This window comes from Paeniglutamicibacter sulfureus (assembly GCF_030512175.1).
Taxonomy (GTDB): domain Bacteria; phylum Actinomycetota; class Actinomycetes; order Actinomycetales; family Micrococcaceae; genus Paeniglutamicibacter; species Paeniglutamicibacter sulfureus.
On the sequence record NZ_JAULBL010000001.1, the window covers coordinates 1,075,069 to 1,092,409 of the forward strand.

Here is a 17,341-nt window from a genome sequence, read left to right on the forward strand (position 1 = left end):
ATTTCGTTGCTCGGATCCCACGGTTGACGACACCCGTACGTGGGCGCAGGATCGGGTCCGGGAGTGCCGCCCCTAGCGGCGTTCCTTGACCTCGAGCACCCGCAGTGCCGCGGAGTCGATGATGCGGGCAAAAGCCGGATCCTTGCTTGCCTTGGCATGCAATGCCTTGGCTATGGCCGGCATGTCGCCGGCATTGACGCAGAGCATCATGGTTCCTCCTGCCTCGAAGAAGCGCAGGGCACGGGTACCGGGGGCCCAAGGATCCAGCTGCGCGGCCTCGCACATGTCGTCGGAAACGATGATTCCGTTGAACCCAAGGTCCTCGCGCAGCATCTCGCGCATGACGGTCGAGGAGAACGGAGCGATGTTCTTGGCGTCAATCTTGGCATAGTAGGCATTCGAGACCATTACCCAGTCGTTGCCGGCGGCGATGCCGTCCTTGAATGGCTTGAGGTAGGCGTCGTGCCGGGTGGTCCGGGTGTCGGTGACATTCCTTGTGGTGTCGGTGTTCTTGGTGACGCGGCCAAGGCCGGGGAAATGCTTGATCACCGGGTCCACACCAGCCGCCAGCATCCCGGCGGAAAATGCGCGGGAAGCCGCCGAGACGGTATCGGGGTCGTATCCGTATTCACGTTTCCAGTATCCGATGGGCGCATTGGAGGGGGCGAACGCGGCAGAAGTGACAGTGTCCGCGACCGGTGCCAGGTTGACGTTGATTCCCGCCTCGGCAAGTTCTTGGCCCCAGTCAGAGGCCCTCTCGCGTAGTGTTTGGGTGGCCCAGCCGCCTTGGGTCAGTGCGGCCGGCAAGGTTGAAAAGCCACTGCCCTTCAGGACCTGGACGGAGCCGCCTTCCTGGTCGGTTGCCACAAACGGGTCGATATCCTCCGACAGGGTTTTCGAGATGGTGGATTCGACCTTCTCGACCACGGCGGCCGTTGTCGTGTTCCCGGCGCCGCTTCTGCCCTTCAGGAAGAAATTCCCCAGGGCATGCTCCGCAATGACCGCCCGGTCGGCCGAGCTGCTGCCGGTGGCCGGGACGCCGACCATGAGAACCTGCCCGATTTTTTCTTTCAGGCCCATGGCATCGAGGGTCTTTTCGGCGGCGCTTTGCTGCGGGGCGGACGTGGGTCCGTTGCCGGGTGTTGTCTGGCTCTGGTTCGGGTCCGTCGATGGGGTCGGGCTGGAAGAAGGGGCGGTGTTCCCGGGCGCCGACGTACCGGCGCTGCCTGTCGGCGCCGGGGCAGGGGTGCAACCAGCCAACACCAGTGCTGTAAGGACCACCAGTGGCAATATCCTGCACCGCAGGGAAATTTTTGCTCGTAAAATGCTCATGGTGCGCAGCCTCTTTTCTCAACCACCTTCAGCGTGCCAGAAAAATGCGCGGACGGTGGCACCCAGACCCACCAATCGTGACGAGACACTCATTGTTCTCGATGCCTTCCCCGTCCGGGGATTGCCAGGGGGATTTCAACCGGGACGATTTCATGGAGAGTTCTTGTTGCCGCCTGACTCAGTTTCCTCGGCACCCGGCCAAGCTGTCGGAGGGCAAGCCTATGCTGGGCACAGGACATTTCAAGGAGGAACCAATTGGCATCGAGCGCATTCCTCAGAACGACGACCACCGAGGGCACGCTGCAGTCGGGTATTTCCCGCCGGCATGCCCCGGAAGAACCGTCCGACACCGAGCTGGTTCCAGATGTCTGGCAGATGCCGTCCCGCGGTATTGAATGGTGCGATTGCGGACAGCACCATGCCGTTGACCGGAAAATCGTGCTCGACTTTGCAGAAGCCGTAGTCGAAGACCGGGAATGGATGACTCACGACGAAGTCATTGATACAGCCATGGACCTGTGGAACTACGTGTCGGTGTGCGAGTTCTTCCTCATGGGTATCCGACGCTCGGCGAGCGCCGTGAACGGCGGACCGGCAGTGAAGTACCGCTTCGAACGCGGACTGGAAATCGTGGCGTTCTTTTCCAAGACCTGGCAGGGCTGCCCGGAGGAAATCTGTGCCTCCGTCCGAGACCGAGACAGCTAGGCCTTCACCACGGGGATTTGCGCCCAATCGGTAGTGAACTTGGGCGAGGAGAACTCCCGCTTCATCGACCAGCCCGGTTCCACTGCCAGTCCCCCGGAACCGAGTCCGATGGATTTGTTCCCGAATCTGGCCTTGACGGCACCCAGTACGTCGCCGACATGCTTTGTCGAAATGTCCTGTTCAAAGATTCCGAAGGCGGCCTGCCCGGGGTCGGGCTGCAACCCGGAAAGCACGACCCCTCCGCGCACGTATGCGGCGCCGGGCCGCATGATTTCGCGCATGGCTCCGACGGCCAGGCGGGTCAGCAGGATTGGGTCCTGGGTCGGTGAGGGAAGCTTGAGCGTCACCGACGGAAACGAGGCTTCCCCTCCGGCAAAGCGGCTGGTGCCTGCGGTGACGGTGAGTAGCGTGGCCCAAAGCCCATCAGACATCAGCCGGGCCGCACCCCGCTGGGCATAGATCGACATGACCTCGACCATGTCCTCGATGGTGCTCACCGGGCTGGAGAAGGACCGCGAGTACATGATCTGCTGCTTGTCGGCGCGTTCTTCGTTGTGGGGAATGCACGGGGTTCCGTTGAGTTCCAGGACCGTGCGTTGGAGGACCACGGAGAACTTCTTGCGGATCTCGGTGACATCCGCTGCCTTGAGGTCGGCGATGCTGGCGATGCCCATCCCGGCAAGCTTGGTACCGGTGCGGGCTCCGACTCCCCATAGGTCGGTGACGGGGACGCGGGACTGGATGTTCTCGATGAGGTCCGGATCCATGGAGTCCATGGAACACACACCGCCCAGATGCGCATTGTGCTTGGCCACGTGGTTGGCGAACTTCGCCAGGGTCTTGGTCGGGGCCACTCCCACGCAGACAGGAACCCCTACCCCTCGTCCCACGGCCGTCCGGATTCGCGTGGCAAGCTCACCAAGCTGGTCGGGATTGCCTTGGATGCCGAGGAAGGATTCATCGATGGAGTAGACCTCTTGCCAGGTGCCAAACCGCGAGAGGACTTCCATGACGCGGGCGCTCATGTCCCCATACAGTTCGTAGTTGCTCGAGCGCACGATCATGCCATGGCTTTGGATGAACTGTTTGACCTGGAAGAACGGTGCGCCCGTGGTGATGCCCAGGTCCTTGGCCTCCTGCGAGCGCGCGACAACGCAGCCGTCGTTGTTTGAAAGCACCACAACCGGTCGGCCGATGAGTTTGGGGTCGAAGGCCCGCTCGCAGGAAACATAGAAATTGTTGACGTCCACGAGCGCGATTCGGTCGGTCATCGGGCCTCCCCTGCCCAAGGTGCGCTCCGGGGCCAAAGCCGCTCACCCGGCACAGGACCTTTGGCACCGGTGTGGCTACGCACGTCGATGCGCTCCAGGTGACGTGGCGAGCGCCCATCTCGGTTCGGTCGCCGACGACTCAAACATGGTGAAGGCATCTGGTGACCACGCCCCAAATGGTGGTTTCCTCGGTCACGGCCTCGGCCCGCTCCTGCGGCTGTTCGTCGCTGCATAAGACCGTGGTGCCGCGGCTGGACACGAGGCGGCGGATGACCAGCTCGCCGTCCTGGACGGCGATGACCACCGATCCGTCGCGTGGGGCCAAGGCCCGGTCCACGATGACTTCGTCTCCGTGGCTGATTCCGGAAGAGGCCATGGCATTCCCGGAGACCCGCATCAGGAATGTCGACGTCCTATCCCGAATCAACAGGCGGTTCAGGTCGATTCCGCCGCTGTAGTAGTCCCTGGCCGGCGAGGGAAACCCCATGGCCTCGACGGCTCCAACGGGCCCCTGGGATTCCGGCTGCGGGGCCGGCGGCTGCGGCTGGTCCATTCCGAACATAGACCCCGCCCTTCCTAGAACATAGATTCGATACTTCAGCTTATCAGCGGAAATGCTCGCGGAGGGCATCGCTAGCGGATTTCCACGATGCCTCCATCGTGGTCGGACCTGCCTGCTGAGGGGTCTCTCGAGGCGTCGGCGCCACCCGTTCGGCTGGTCCTGCGGACGGCGGCACGAAGCCACCAGATCAGCAACATGCGCCGACCAGTGCCGTCCAGGCCCACGACGGAACGGCTGCGTCAACTTGCCTTCCCAGATTTTCAAATGCGGCGTTCCAGTTCGAGGGGAGCAGCTCGGGTACGGCGGCCATGCCATTGGTGAAGATGAGGATCCAGCCAACGCGCACGGTGACCGCGCCCATCGTCAACGAGGTCGCGTGCAGGCGCAACCTGCCCACACGGAATCGCCGTCCTCGCATCCATGAAACGGAACGGTGGCCGAGTTTGCGGACCAGTAGGGCAATGAACGTGATCGGCAGCACCATGCCCACGCCGTAAAGCCCCAACAGCGTTCCGCCGCGGGCCGGGGACGCGGAAGACAGTGCGAGGGTATGGATCGCGCCCACCACCGGGCCCGTGCAGAATCCAGCCACGCCGGAAACTGCACCCAGGGCAAATGTGCCGGCGAGCGATCCGGCGACGGGCCGGGGCCGGCCCGGAACCAGACGGAAAAAATCTATCCCTCCGCCAAACGCCGAGAGCAGCCCCAGGGCAACAAGCACCCATCCGGCTCCGCCGAGCAAGACGCCGCGGTCAATGGTGAAGGTTCCGCCCAGCCATCCCATACCCAGTCCGAGCGGGACCAGGGTGGCAAGCAGGCCACCAGGAACACGGAACCAAGGCTCAGGAGCCTGGCACGTGAGGTCGCGATGTTTGCGAAGAACGCCGGCAGCAACAATGCATTGCAGGGGCTGAATACGCCAAGCACTCCACCGATCAACGCATAGGCAAACCCGATTTTCGAGGCGCTCAGCCGCCCAGTTCTTCGTCGATGGCCTACACAACGGTGCCGAGCAGGGTTTTCATCGCCCGTGAAGCAGGCCTTGTCCCCTGCCCCGAGGCCAACCAGGGCTCCGACGAACTACTTGTTGGCCCGGGAGGCAGAAATCTCAGCGTGGATGTGGTCCATGTGCCGCGTGGTGTCGTTCCATCCGCGGGAGGATGCCAGGTGCTTGCCCCAGCCGCTGGTTGAATACGGTCCCCACTGGCCGTCCTCGGCCAGCCACAGCTTGTCCTGCCAGATCAGGTAGCTGATCCCCATCCGCTCGTGGTTTTCCACCAGGTACTGGGCCATCCGGTCGCCGGCCTTGATGCCTGCGGCCGAGGAATAATCCTTGATCATGAAGTCCGCGGCCAGTCCCGAGCTGTGCCCGACGGAGCCGGCGCGCGAACCGCCGACGCTGCTGATCCCGGCCCCGAAGAGGTCCTGGACTTCCCGGATCATGGCCCGGGTCATCGGCTGCAGCTCCTTCGGGGCTTGGTACTGGACGCTGGTCAGCAGCGTGTTCTTGATCCAGCCCGTTCCCTTGGAGGTCTTGACCTGCGACCAGCCACCGGAAGTTTTCAGGTAGGTCATTTTTTGGTTTGCCGGGATGACGCCCAAGGTGCTGAAAGCGGTTGAGGGACCGGTGCGGACGTTGGCTGCATAGGCGGTCCACCGGTACGAGGTGGAATTGTTGCCCGGTTCGCTGCTGGCCAAGGATGAACTGGGGAGCCAGCCCTGACCGGTCGGCGTTTCAATGAAAGACCAGTTGCCGGAACTCTTGATCAGCCGGACCTTTGTCCCGCCGGTTTGCACCGCGAGGCGCTTGGAGGATAGCGAGGCCTGGGCATACATCGGCTGGGTGCCGTCCACCCAGCGATTGGCGCCGGCGACCGGAGCGGGGCCGGGTGCCTGGCCCGTGCTCTTCTCCAAGTAATTGGAACTCACCCAACCGGTCCGCGAACCGGCCTTGACCTCCCACCAAACACCGCTGGCCTTGCCCGTCCGGGTAACCGCAGTGCCCTTGGCAAGAACGATCAACGACCTGGAATGCGTGCCCGGATCCTGCCGCAGGTTCAAATTCGCACTCGTCCGATGCGTCGCAGACGACGTGGGAGCCGGCGCCTGGCCCGCGCTCCTCGCCAAGTAATTGGAACTCACCCAACCGGTCCGCGAACCGGCCTTGACCTCCCACCAAACACCGCTGGCCTTGCCCGTCCGGGTAACCGCAGTGCCCTTGGCAAGAACAGCCAAGGACCTGGAATGCGTGCCCGGATCCTGCCGCAGGTTCAAATTCGCACTCGTCCGATGCGTCGCAGACGACGTGGGAGCCGGCGCCTGGCCCGCGCTCCTCGCCAAGTAATTGGAACTCACCCAACCGGTCCGCGAACCGGCCTTGACCTCCCACCAAACACCGCTGGCCTTGCCCGTCCGGGTAACCGCAGTGCCCTTGGCAAGAACAGCCAAGGACTCGTAATGGGCACCGGCATTCTGACGCAGGTTCAAGTTCGCGGTGGTTCGAATGACCGTGGTGGTTTGCGCACGCGGGGCGAGTGGCTTCTTCGCGACAGTGAGTTGCAGTGGAGCTGCGCCCGTGGGGACCGGTGCTGCCACCGCCGCGGGGGCCAGTGCCCCCACCGCCATTGACGCACCGAATGTCGCCGCTGCGATCCTTAGGGAGAGGAGGGGTTGGGGACTCATGGTGATTACTCCTTGAACAAAGGAATTGACCCTGAGACATCAATCCCCGTGGATAAGTGCTCGCTTGGGTACACACTATGTGTCTGGAGTTGCCAATGTCACGGGTGTTACAGGAGGGATTGAAGAGAATTGGCCCTCCCGGTGTTGTTTTTTCGGGAGGACCAATCGCTGAAACGCACCTGCGTGCGGACGCGCTAGGCGTTTTGCCGCAACACGTTCTTTTGCACCTTTCCGGTGGATGTGCGCGGCAGATCCTGCGGGAAGTGGATGGTCTTGGGAACCTTGAAACCGGCCAATTGTGTGCGGGCGTGGGCCTGGAGCGTCGCTGCGTCGACCTCCGATCCGCTGGCCCGGATGACAAAGGCAACCGGCGTTTCGCCCCATTTTTCGTCCGGCACGCCGATCACCGCGACGTCGAGGACTTCCGGATGGTTTGCGAATGCCTGCTCGACCTCGATGGTCGAGATGTTTTCCCCGCCGGAAATGATGATGTCCTTGGCGCGGTCCTTGAGCTGGATGTACCCGTCGGGGTGCATGACGCCTAGGTCCCCCGTGTGGAACCAGCCGCCGGAAAACGCCGCGGCGGTGGCTTCCTCGTCCCGGAAGTAGCCAATCATGACGTTGTTGCCGCGCAGCACGATTTCGCCCATCGTCTCCCCGTCGGCCGGCACATCCTTCATGTCAGCATCAACGATGCGCGCCGATTCGGCCTGGACCATGCCCACGCCCTGTCTGGCGACTTTCTGCGCCTTGGCCTCGTCGTCCAACCCGTCCCAGGCGTCCTGGTACTCACAGATCGTGTAGGGCCCGTAGACCTCGGTGAGGCCGTAGACGTGAACGACCTCGATGCCGAGCATCTGCAGCTTGCGGATGATCGCCGGCGAGGGCGGAGCCCCTGCAGTGGTGATCTTGATGCCGCGCTCCAGCTCGTGGGCGCGGGAGGAGTCGGCGATGATGGAGCAGACCGTGGGGGCGCCGCACAGGTGTGTGACGCCGAGGTCGTCGATGGCGTCCCATACCGGTTCCGCGCGCACGCCGCGCAGGCACAGGTGCGTGCCGCCGGCAGCGGTGACGGCCCAGGGAGTGCACCAGCCGTTGCAATGGAACATCGGCAAGGTCCAGAGGTAGCGGGTATGAGCGTCAAAGCCCTGGTGGAAAGCCTCCCCCATCGAGTTCAGGTAGCTGCCTCGGTGCGAGTACAGCACGCCCTTGGGCTTGCCGGTGGTCCCCGAGGTGTAGTTCAGCGTGATCGGGGCCCGCTCGTCCGCGATCGCGTAGTCCAAATCCGCCCCGGTGCCGGCGGCAACGAATTCGGCATAGGTTCCATCGACCTGGACCTCGGCCCTGGTGCCGGTGAATTCCGGGTCCTGGATCTCGATAAGCGCTTCAAGGGACGGGACCTCTGCGCGCAGCGTCGCCGCGGCGCCCAGGAGCTCCGAGTCGACAAAGAGCAGCTTCGTGGCCGAGTGTTCCATGATGTAGCCGAGCTCGCGGGCCGACAACCGGGTGTTCAGTGCCACGAGCACACCGCCGGCCAGTGGGACGGCATAGTGGGCGATCAGCATTTCGGGAATGTTGGGTGCCAACACCGCCACCCGGTCACCGGGAACGATGCGAGCGGCCAGCGCCTTGGCGAATTGCTGCACCTGCGCCCCGAACTGCGCGTAGCTGTAGGACCGTGACCCGTGCACGATGGCTTCCTTGGACGGATACACCTCCACCGAGCGCTGCAGGAATCGCAATGGTGTCAGTTCCGAGTGGTTGGCCAGTGGTTGCACACCCATGTGGTCCTCATTCCGGTCTTCGTCTGTTTTTCCGGTCCCCATCGCCTTTGGCACAGTGTGACGCCGACGACATTTTCCCTAGCCCAGAGTAAGGTTTCGGAACGCAGTTTCACAATTCGACACCGGGTTTCACTGTTTATGTCGCGCCACCGGACCCTTTGACGGCGGCGGGACGACGCAACGTCTCCTGGTGGGCCTGGAAGTGCAGGTAGCGGATCCGCGGCACCAGCTCCTCGGCGGGCCCGACCACTTCGATGCCCGGAACCACCAGGTTGATGGGCAACGCGGCCACCCGCCCGCGCCCGACACCCCAATCCCGGTGCCAGGAATCAAGCATCGCCGCCGAGGCAACAAAGGCAATGCGTCCCAGACCGGCCCAGCCGTGGGCCCCGGCGCACATCGGGCAATGCTCCCCGGAGGTGTATACCGTGGCGGCCGCCCTGCGCTCCGGATCAAGGTTTGCCAGCGCCCATTGCGCAATGGCCAGCTCCGGATGTGCGGTGGCATCCCCGCCGGCGACGCGGTTCCGGCCCTCGTAGAGCACGGACCCGTCGGCGTCGACAAGGATGGAGCCGAAGGGCTCGTCGTTTGCCTCCAGGCTCTCCTCGGCAAGTGCAACACAGCGGGTCAGATGGTCAATGTCCAAGCGCGTCAGTCCCATGTGCCCATCATGCGACATGGTCGTCGATTTGCCCACCGCGGCAGGCCGTTGAACGCTGGAATGCGCGCGACGGCTAATCGGCGTAGGCTCAGTGCGAGGGCGAAAGGTGAATAATGAGCCAATCCGAGTACTTTGAAGAACAGTTGAGCAAGGTGGAGGACGATTCCGTCGCCGAACTCACGGCACTATGTCGCAAGCTGCAGGACCAGCAGCCCGGTTCCCGGGTTCCGCTTATCGACCCGGTGCACGACGTGGACGAGGCTCGGGTTATCTCGCTCCAAATCGCGCCGGGCCCCGGAACGTCTTCGGGTTTCCTGTCCCTGCGCAACGACGATCCCACCGCGGCACGACTCGCTGCAGTCTATGAGACTGCCGGGTTGGAGCCGCGTTTTGCTATCCCGTGGAATGTCTACCCGTGGGAGCTGCCCGACGGCGGAACCAAGCTGACCCCGGACCAGGTGAAAGCCGGGATCCGCCCGCTCAAGGAGCTGATGCGCATCGCTTACCGCACCTCAGCGATCGTGGCCCACGGCACCGAGGCCAAGCGCCTGGTCCAGGCCTGGATCAAGGCAGGCGGCCAGCAGGTCATCAACCAGCGCGGCATCAAGATCTACGAAGTGCGTTCCACCGCTGACCGCGCCTTCCTGGGTTCGACCGAAAAGCAGCAAGCGTGGTTCGACGAAATGGTGGCCGCGTACGCCGACGCCATGGCTCGCGCCGGTTTGCGTCCACCGGCCAAGTGAAGGTCCTCGTTCTCGGTGCCGGGGATCTCGGCACCGAGGCGGGCCTGCGCTTCGCAGCCGCCGGGCACCACGTCACCGCGTGGCGCCGCCGGCCCGAAGTGCTGCCTGCCTCCTTCGGCACCCGGCGGGTCGATCTTGGCGATGCCGGCACCGAGCTGCCGGCCATCGATCCGGCCACGGATATCGTGGTCTTCACCCCCGCCGCACCCGAGCGCAGCGAAGAAGCCTACCGGCGCACCTACCTGGACGCCACGCATCGCGTGCTCGACGCACTTGAACGCGACGGCGTTGATCCGCAACGCTTCCTGCTGGTCTCCTCCACCGCGGTCTACGGCGATGCCGCCGGAGGCTGGGTCGACGAGGACACCCCGATTTCGCCGCGCACCGAAACCGCGCAGATCCTGGCAGAGACGGAGGCGGCAGTGCGGGAACGCGCAACGACGCCAATCATCCTGCGCCTGGCTGGCATCTACGGACCCGGCCGCAACCACCTGGTCTCCCAGGTGCGCAACGGCAAGGCACGCACCCCCGGAGAAACCGTGTGGACCAACCGGATCCACCGCGACGATGCCGCGGCTGCCATCGTGCAATTGTGCACCATGGACACCGCGCCCGCCCCGCTGTATCTGGGTGTCGACCACGAACCGGCGGATCTGGGCGAGGTCCAGGGGTTCCTGGCCTCGAGCCTCGGCGTTCCCCGTCCCGAGGTCGGAGAAGCCCCGGTGAACCGCGGCGGCGACAGACGCCTGTCCAATGCCCGGCTGCTCGCCAGCGGCTTTGAATTCACGTTCCCGACCTACCGCGAAGGCTATTCGAGCGTGCTTGCGGGCGAAGGCGTGCGGCACCCCTGAGCAGCCGGCAGGCTCCGCCCGCTGCCCGCCGGCGGGGTTCTTGGGGCCGGGGCCGCCACTACGGGCATCACGGTCGGATCGGTGGCCCCTCACGCAAGGAACCCCGGCGATCGGTGCGGGCTTCCTGATCCGCACCGATCGCCGGGGTTCGGCGGTTTTTCCTACAAGAGCCTAGAAGCCCTTGCGCAGCGGGTTGAAGTGGCGTGCAACGGCAGGCTTTTCCTTGCCCACGATGCCCGCGGCCAGCAATTTGCCGGTCAGCGGGCCCAGGGCCACGCCCCACATGCCGTGTCCGCCGCCGACGTGCACGCGGGGCGACTTCGTGGCCCCGACCAGCGGCAGGCCGTCGGCGGTGCAGGGCCGTCCGCCAACCCATTCCTCCTTGCGGTTCTCCCAGTTGATGCCCTTGTAGACCGGGGCGGCCGCGGCAACGATGGCCTCGATGCGCTTGGGCTCCAGCGGGTGGTTGGCGTCGCGGAACTCCATGGTGCCGGCAATGCGGAAGCGGTCACCCAACGGGGTGCAGGCAACGCGCTGGGACGGGAAGTAAATCGGGTGCGTCGGCATGACCTCGGGCTGGACTGTGAAGGAGTAGCCGCGTCCCGCCTGGACCACGACATTCACGCCGAACTTCTTGGTCAGGTCGTTCAACCAGGCGCCGGTGGCCATGACCGCGTGGTCGGCGGTGATCGAGCGCCCCTCGGAGCCGATGACCGTGACGGAGCCGCCGTTGTCGCGGATGTCGGTGACGTTGAAGGAGCCGACGATGTCGCCGCCGCGGGCGACCACCGACTCGGCGAGGGACTCCATGTACTTCGGCGGGTTCAGGAAGCGCTGGTTCTTGATCGCAACACCGGCCGCCACCTCGTCGGAGAGGGTTGGTTCGATGGCACGCAGTTCGTCGCCGGTGAGCAGGTCGAACTCGACCTTGCCGCCGGTCTTGCGGATCATGTCGAATTCGTGAAGAAGGCCGTCGCGGTCCTTCAGGGACTTGAAGCCGGTCAGGAAGGGGTTGGCCGGCTTGGTCTTCTCGACGACGCCCGGGCCGGCATTGGTATTCTCGGAGATCTCGTCGAAGGCATCCAGTCCGGTGGTTCCGATCTCCGAGTAGATGCGCATGGCTTCCTGCCATTTCTTCGGCGTGCTGTGCCAGGCAAAGCCCACCAGGAAGCGAAGCAGCTTGGCATCGGCCTTCAACGGAACGTACAGCGGGGACGCGGGATCCAGCAACATCTTCGGTCCGCTGGTGAAGATGGACGGCTCGGCAATCGGCAAGGTGAGTGCCGGGGTCAGCCAGCCGGCGTTGCCCCAAGAGGCGCCCGAGGCAACTCCCCCGCGATCCACGACCGTGACCTTGACGCCCTCTTCCTGCAGGTACCAGGCGGCGGACAGGCCGACGAACCCGGCACCGACGATTACAACATGTTCTGGCGTCGCTGCGCTGGCCATGGTTCACACTCCGTTCAAGAAATTCCAACTCTGGATCTCAACTTTGGCGCTGAAAGCCACTCGAAGCAACGGCATTTCACTTTTCATCGGTGACGCAGGCCACTGCATCGCCGAGTCTGCATTAAATACAGAAAATCGGATACTTTTTAGTTTTTCTTGCAACAGGGATCAATGACGACACATTTCTGACCCGTTAGCATGGGGTCTGACCTGCTCTCATCATCGATCGAATCATATATTCGCGCAAGCACCCGCGCCGACTAACTGTCCGATGGACTGAAACAACCCACCCGGGAACCACCCACCGCATTCAGCCGACAGTCGCACAACAGTTCTTTTGGATCCGGCGCATGGGCGGTCCCCTTTAGACTATTTCCATGCTTCCCGTTGCTCCCGTGCTTTCGTCGACCACTCTGATCCGGGAACTTGTCGGTCCGCTGAGCCTTGACCGCGGTGCGGCCTATGCCAGCCAGGGCAGGGTGCTGGACGTTAGCTGGGTTGCCCCGATGAGCATCGTGCGCGCCAGCGTCCTGGGCTCGGGCGGCATGGTCTACCGCACCGCAGTCCACTCCCAGGTCCGCCACGGCTTTTTGATGCCCCAGCACGGGATCTGCACCTGCCCGGTGGGTGCCAATTGCAAGCATGCAGCAGCGGCACTCCTGGCCTACATGTGGGATGAGACGAACTTCGAGGAACCCGATCCCAGGGCACCTTGGGAGCGCATGTTGGACTCCCTGATTGGCGACGGCGGCGCCCAACCCATGGCAACCGAGGAACGCACCCTGGGTGTCCAGTTCGAGCTCCGTCCCCGGACCCTGCAGCGGTACCAGGCCGCTGCGATGCAGAAGATCAAAAACGGGGACATCCCGCACACCTCCAAGCTTGAACTGGTCCTGCGTCCCGTCCAGCTCAACGACAAGGGCCGCTGGGTCTCAGGCAACCTCGCCTGGCAGCACTTCCGCTACACCCGCACCGGCGGCGTTCCGGTGCTGCCCTTCGACTACACCTACGACCCTGACCAGGTGGAGTGGTTCTGCACCCTGCTGCAGCTAAACTCGTTTGCCGCCTGGAACGGGACGCATCTGTCGGCCAGCGACTTCCTCAGCCCCATGGTCTGGAACCATTTGGAACGTGCCACGGCGCTGGGAATCGAGTTGCGCGGGCCGTCGGCAAAATCCTCTGTGAAGGTGCACGAGCCCGTCACCATCAGAACCGACGTCGCATCGGAGGGCCGGAAATTGCGGATCCGACCCGCCCTCGACGTCCTGCCCGCGGAGTTCGACACGGACTTCATCGGTACCGTCTCCGACCACGGCGTCTTCTGGTGGAACGCCAGCGACGGCATGAAGCACCTCGACCTGCGCTTGGCTCCAACCCGCGCCAAGATCCCCCCTTTGATCACGGGCCTGCTTGCCACGGACAAAAAGGTGGTCGTCCCGGCCAATGGACGGGAAAGCTTCGAACGCGAATATCTGCCCAAGCTCGCCAAGGCCACGGAACTATCCTCCCTCGACTGCTCCGTCGAGGTGCCGGCCTCCCTTGCCCCGAAGATGCTGCTGCGCGTCAAGCACATCCTCGTCAAGCCGGACACCGCTCGAAGGCGCAAGGACGAGAAAGCGGGCGTTCCCGGCGTTGAACTCCAGTGGGGCTTTGCCTACGGCGAGATCCGGGTTCCCCTGGACAACGCACCGGTCCCCGGCGTCGACCGCGATCCGAAGGCCGAGCTCGCCCTGCAGCGTGAGGCGGGCGCGGCCATGGCCGATTTCCCTGGAGCCCTCGGAAACATCCAGCAGCAGGAACGGACCACCGACAGCACCATAGTCATCTCAGGCGTGGAAGCCGCCCGCTTCACCGCCGCCCTGCCGACACTGCAGGCGATCGAAAACCTGGAGGTGACCATCGAGGGCGAAACCATTGGCTTCGAGGAGCTGACCGCCGACCCGCTGATCACCATCTCGGCCGAGAACACCGAAACCAACGACTGGTTCGATTTGGGTGTGGAGGTGCGGATCGATGGCAACAACGTTCCCTTCACCGAACTCTTCCAGGCCTTGGCCCACGGCGACGAGTACCTGATGCTCCCCGACGGCAAGTACTTCGCGCTCGACCGCCCGGAATACGAGCAACTACGCCGGCTCATCGAGGAGGCCCGCGCCCTCTCGGATTCCACCACGGATGGGACCATTCGGATTTCCAAGCACCAGGCTTCGCTGTGGGAAGACCTCAAGGACATCGCTACCAATGTCGAGGCCTCCGAAGCGTGGAAGGCCTCCTCCGAAGGACTGAGCAACATCCTTGAGGTCGCCCACGCCCCGCTGCCCGCCGGCATCGATGCCACCCTGCGCCCCTACCAACGCGAGGGGTTCGAATGGCTTTCGTTCCTTTATGACAACGGCCTGGGCGGCGTGCTTGCCGACGACATGGGGCTGGGCAAGACGTTGCAGACCCTGGCGCTGATCCAGCACGCCAAGGACAACCACGACGAGACCGCGGGCAAGATGCCGCCGTTCCTCGTCGTGGCCCCGACCTCCGTCGTTTCCAACTGGGAGGCCGAGGCCAAACGCTTCGCCCCGGACCTGCGCAGCGTGTACATCACCGAGACGGTGCGCCGCGGCGGGATCCCGGCACACGAGATCGCCGCCGAGGTCGACATCGTCATCACCTCCTATGGGCTGTTCCGCATCGACCAGGAGGAATACGCCGCCACGAAGTTCTCCGGCCTGATCCTGGACGAGGCGCAATTCGTGAAGAACCCGGCCACGCAGGCATCCAAGCAGGCCCGCGACTTCCCGACGTCCTTCAAGCTCGCCATCACCGGCACTCCCATGGAGAACAACCTCTCCGAGCTGTGGTCAATGTTTGCGATTGCCGCTCCCGGGCTTTTCCCCACGCTCAAGCGCTTCGACGAGACCTATCGCAAGCCCATCGAGAAGGACGGCGACAACGAGGCGCTGAAGCGCCTGCGCCGACGCATCCGCCCGCTGATGCTGCGCCGCACCAAGGAACTGGTGGCCACCGACCTGCCCGAGAAGCAGGAACAGGTCCTGGAACTGGAACTGAACCCCAAGCACCGCACCATCTATCAGCGGCACCTGCAGCGCGAACGCCAAAAGGTGCTGGGCATGCTCGAAGACATGGACAAGAACCGCTTCGCGGTGTTCTCCTCCCTCACCAAGCTGCGCCAGCTGTCCCTGGATGCCTCGCTCATCGACGACGAGTACGCCTCGGTGCCCAGCAGCAAGCTCGACGCCCTGCTCGAACAGCTCGAGGACCTCACCGCTGAGGGCCACAACGCGCTGGTCTTCAGCCAGTTCACCTCGTTCCTGTCCAAGGCCAGCGACCGGCTCACCGAAGCGGGGATCGAGCACGCCTATCTGGACGGCTCTACCACCAAGCGCGCCAAGGTCATCGAGTCCTTCACCTCCGGCAAGGTCCAGGTGTTCCTTATTTCGCTGAAGGCCGGCGGGTTCGGACTAAACCTCACCCAAGCCGACTACTGCTTCCTGATGGACCCTTGGTGGAACCCCGCCTCGGAGAACCAAGCTGTTGACCGAGCGCACCGCATCGGCCAGAAGCGCAACGTCATGGTCTACCGCATGGTTTCCAAGAACACCATCGAGGAAAAGGTCATGGCACTGAAGGACAAGAAAGCCAAGCTCTTCACCGCGGTGCTGGATGACGATGCGGCTTTCGCCTCGGCCATCAGCGCCGACGATGTCCGTTCGCTCTTTGCCGACTGAGTGGGCACCGGCCGACTGAATATTCCGTAGCATCCAAGGATTTCCAAGTACCAAAGAGGGGACGACGCCAAAATGTCGAAATCGAAGCCTGCCACCAATAAGTCGCGAGGCGGGCACCCCGCCCGCACTTCGAGTGCTGGTGCGTCCAAGTTTGAAAACCAGGTGCGCGTCGCGATGCGGCCCTACCTGGCCCAGTTGCGTGCCTTCTTCAACCAGCGCCACGACGCGGCCGATACGGAAGCTGGCATCGAGGGGCTCGTGACGCTGCTGACCGTCCACGCCCGGCTTCGCGGCCAGGTAGCGGTGTCGGAACTCGACCACGACGCGCTGTCGATCCAGTTCGAGGATCTGCGCGCTATCGGTGACGAGGTTGCGGTTGCCTGCGCCTCGATGCTGCGGGAATTCGTGCTTTTCCTGGCCGAAAGTGGCCGTTGGTCCGGCTCGGTGGAGGGATTCAAAGCGGTCTTCGATCTGATCTCCGCCCAGGGCGGAGAGTCCCCCGTAGTCGTTCCGGAACTCGACGAGGACGGCGCGGATGCCCGCTGGGCCAAACTGCCCATGGTTTCCACTGCGCGTGCGCTGTTGGCATGGGTCGGCGAGGGCCGGGACGTCCGTCCGGACGGCTCACTGCTGGATATGGATCTGGCCCCGGCCGCCGCAGCCGTGGGCCTCACGGTTCTCCACGACCCCGGAGCCGCGGCTACGCATCTGCCCTGGGACCCGGAGGCGGGTACTGCAGTGGCCACGCTCGTTCAGCTGCCAAAGCTGGACGCCTACTGGAACTCGCTGTTGCGAGCCGGTCTGCTGACCAACCAGCAGGGAAAAGCGGTCCCGACCCCGGTGGTCAGCGAAGCGTTGCATGCCGACTCGGGATTTAGCGCACGCGGCGTGAAAGACCTCATCGCCGAGGGCCTCTACGCCCACATCCTGCTCAACGCGGTGGGATCGGAGAACGACCACACCGTGACGCAAATGGCTGCCGCATTGTTGAGCAAGGCCGGGTCGGCCAATCCCCCACGCACCGAAGCCGCCTTCGCTGTCCCAGCTCCCGGGGAGCTCGAACCCGAGCAGGCCCATCTGCAGCCACTCTTTGAAAAGACGGTGCCCGCCGCGGAGTCGCTGCTTCGCGCAGCGGAATCCGAGGGGCTGGTGCGCATCGGAAAACACGTGCGGGTGCCGCGCGTCTTGCGCGCCCCGCTGGAACGGGCACTGACGCGGGTGGCCGAGGAACTACTGGCCTAGTTCATAGGTTATTAGCGCCGTGGGGGGGGGGGGGGGGGGGGGGGGGGGGGGGGGGCCCGCCCCCCCCCCCCGGGGGGGGGGGGGGGGGGGGGGGGGGGGGGGTGGTGGGTGGGGGGGGGGGGGGGGGGGGGGGTGGTGGGGGGGGGGGGGGGGGTGGGGGGGGGGGGGGGGGGGTTGGGGGGGGGGGGGGGGGGGGGGGGCCCCGGGGGGGGGGGGGGGGGGGGCGGGGGGGGGGCCCCCCCCCCCCCCGGGGGGGGGGCCCCCCCCCCCCCCCCCCCCCCGGGGGGGGGGGGGGGGCCCGCCCCCCCCCCCCGCCCCC

At 64.6% G+C, this 17,341-nt stretch carries 13 protein-coding genes; 5 read left to right on the plus strand and 8 right to left on the minus strand.

Going from position 1 to position 17,341, the window contains the following annotated elements:
* Positions 1-72: 72 nt before the first annotated feature.
* The gene (locus Q2T94_RS04755; protein WP_302263066.1) at positions 73-1,332 is read right to left on the minus strand and encodes a glycoside hydrolase family 3 N-terminal domain-containing protein; all 1,260 of its coding nucleotides are present in this window, start codon (positions 1,330-1,332) and stop codon (positions 73-75) included.
* Between the two features lie 255 nt (positions 1,333-1,587).
* Between Q2T94_RS04755 and Q2T94_RS04760 the strand changes: the two genes are divergently transcribed.
* On the plus strand, positions 1,588-2,037 hold the full coding sequence (locus tag Q2T94_RS04760; protein ID WP_302263067.1) for a hypothetical protein: 450 nt from the start codon (positions 1,588-1,590) through the stop codon (positions 2,035-2,037).
* Here Q2T94_RS04760 and Q2T94_RS04765 read toward each other — a convergent pair.
* The 6 genes from Q2T94_RS04765 to Q2T94_RS04790 all read right to left on the minus strand — a co-directional run bounded on the left by Q2T94_RS04765 (position 2,034) and on the right by Q2T94_RS04790 (position 8,997).
* Entirely contained in the window at positions 2,034-3,308 is a 1,275-nt protein-coding gene (locus tag Q2T94_RS04765) for a Y-family DNA polymerase (protein WP_302263068.1), read from the minus strand. The two genes, Q2T94_RS04760 and Q2T94_RS04765, sit on opposite strands and share 4 nt — an antisense overlap.
* A gap of 139 nt (positions 3,309-3,447) precedes the next feature.
* Positions 3,448-3,870, minus strand: a complete 423-nt coding sequence (locus Q2T94_RS04770) for a LexA family protein (protein ID WP_302263069.1) — start codon at positions 3,868-3,870, stop codon at positions 3,448-3,450.
* A 187-nt stretch (positions 3,871-4,057) separates the two neighbouring features.
* Positions 4,058-4,654 carry a cytochrome c biogenesis CcdA family protein gene (locus Q2T94_RS04775; RefSeq protein WP_302263070.1) on the minus strand — a complete coding sequence of 199 codons (597 nt, stop codon included), beginning with the start codon at positions 4,652-4,654 and terminating at the stop codon, positions 4,058-4,060.
* A 296-nt stretch (positions 4,655-4,950) separates the two neighbouring features.
* The gene (locus tag Q2T94_RS04780; RefSeq protein WP_367281519.1) at positions 4,951-6,552 is read right to left on the minus strand and encodes an SH3 domain-containing protein; all 1,602 of its coding nucleotides are present in this window, start codon (positions 6,550-6,552) and stop codon (positions 4,951-4,953) included.
* Positions 6,553-6,746: 194 nt separating this feature from the next.
* Positions 6,747-8,336: a long-chain-fatty-acid--CoA ligase gene (locus tag Q2T94_RS04785; protein ID WP_302263071.1), complete on the minus strand. Its 1,590-nt coding sequence runs from the start codon at positions 8,334-8,336 to the stop codon at positions 6,747-6,749.
* Between the two features lie 136 nt (positions 8,337-8,472).
* On the minus strand, positions 8,473-8,997 hold the full coding sequence (locus tag Q2T94_RS04790) for a nucleoside deaminase (protein ID WP_264269930.1): 525 nt from the start codon (positions 8,995-8,997) through the stop codon (positions 8,473-8,475).
* A gap of 113 nt (positions 8,998-9,110) precedes the next feature.
* On the opposite strand from Q2T94_RS04790, the gene Q2T94_RS04795 reads away from it, so the two are divergent.
* Together Q2T94_RS04795 and Q2T94_RS04800 are read left to right on the plus strand one after the other, a co-directional pair.
* On the plus strand, positions 9,111-9,740 hold the full coding sequence (locus tag Q2T94_RS04795) for a uracil-DNA glycosylase family protein (RefSeq protein WP_264269929.1): 630 nt from the start codon (positions 9,111-9,113) through the stop codon (positions 9,738-9,740).
* Entirely contained in the window at positions 9,737-10,591 is an 855-nt protein-coding gene (locus Q2T94_RS04800) for an SDR family oxidoreductase (protein WP_302263072.1), read from the plus strand. The genes Q2T94_RS04795 and Q2T94_RS04800 overlap by 4 nt, the downstream gene beginning before the upstream one ends.
* A gap of 171 nt (positions 10,592-10,762) precedes the next feature.
* Here Q2T94_RS04800 and Q2T94_RS04805 read toward each other — a convergent pair whose 3' ends face one another.
* Entirely contained in the window at positions 10,763-12,040 is a 1,278-nt protein-coding gene (locus Q2T94_RS04805) for an NAD(P)/FAD-dependent oxidoreductase (RefSeq protein ID WP_302263073.1), read from the minus strand.
* Positions 12,041-12,417: 377 nt separating this feature from the next.
* On the opposite strand from Q2T94_RS04805, the gene Q2T94_RS04810 reads away from it, so the two are divergent.
* Positions 12,418-15,780 (plus strand): DEAD/DEAH box helicase, encoded by a 3,363-nt coding sequence (locus Q2T94_RS04810; protein ID WP_302263074.1) that lies wholly within the window; start codon positions 12,418-12,420, stop codon positions 15,778-15,780.
* Between the two features lie 162 nt (positions 15,781-15,942).
* The gene (locus tag Q2T94_RS04815) at positions 15,943-17,022 is read left to right on the plus strand and encodes a hypothetical protein (protein WP_302263075.1); all 1,080 of its coding nucleotides are present in this window, start codon (positions 15,943-15,945) and stop codon (positions 17,020-17,022) included.
* Positions 17,023-17,341: the final 319 nt, after the last annotated feature.

Excerpts from the sequence above, each read along its gene's own strand:
- Q2T94_RS04775 (WP_302263070.1), bottom strand. The coding sequence starts at position 4,654 with ATGGGATGGCTGGGCGGAACCTTCACCATTGACCGCGGCGTCTTGCTC.
- Q2T94_RS04770 (WP_302263069.1), bottom strand. The coding sequence starts at position 3,870 with ATGTTCGGAATGGACCAGCCGCAGCCGCCGGCCCCGCAGCCGGAATCC.
- Q2T94_RS04755 (WP_302263066.1), bottom strand. The coding sequence starts at position 1,332 with ATGAGCATTTTACGAGCAAAAATTTCCCTGCGGTGCAGGATATTGCCA.
- Q2T94_RS04790 (WP_264269930.1), bottom strand. The coding sequence starts at position 8,997 with ATGGGACTGACGCGCTTGGACATTGACCATCTGACCCGCTGTGTTGCA.
- Q2T94_RS04795 (WP_264269929.1), top strand. The coding sequence starts at position 9,111 with ATGAGCCAATCCGAGTACTTTGAAGAACAGTTGAGCAAGGTGGAGGAC.
- Q2T94_RS04810 (WP_302263074.1), top strand. The coding sequence starts at position 12,418 with ATGCTTCCCGTTGCTCCCGTGCTTTCGTCGACCACTCTGATCCGGGAA.
- Q2T94_RS04805 (WP_302263073.1), bottom strand. The coding sequence starts at position 12,040 with ATGGCCAGCGCAGCGACGCCAGAACATGTTGTAATCGTCGGTGCCGGG.
- Q2T94_RS04780 (WP_367281519.1), bottom strand. The coding sequence starts at position 6,552 with ATGAGTCCCCAACCCCTCCTCTCCCTAAGGATCGCAGCGGCGACATTC.
- Q2T94_RS04785 (WP_302263071.1), bottom strand. The coding sequence starts at position 8,336 with ATGGGTGTGCAACCACTGGCCAACCACTCGGAACTGACACCATTGCGA.
- Q2T94_RS04765 (WP_302263068.1), bottom strand. The coding sequence starts at position 3,308 with ATGACCGACCGAATCGCGCTCGTGGACGTCAACAATTTCTATGTTTCC.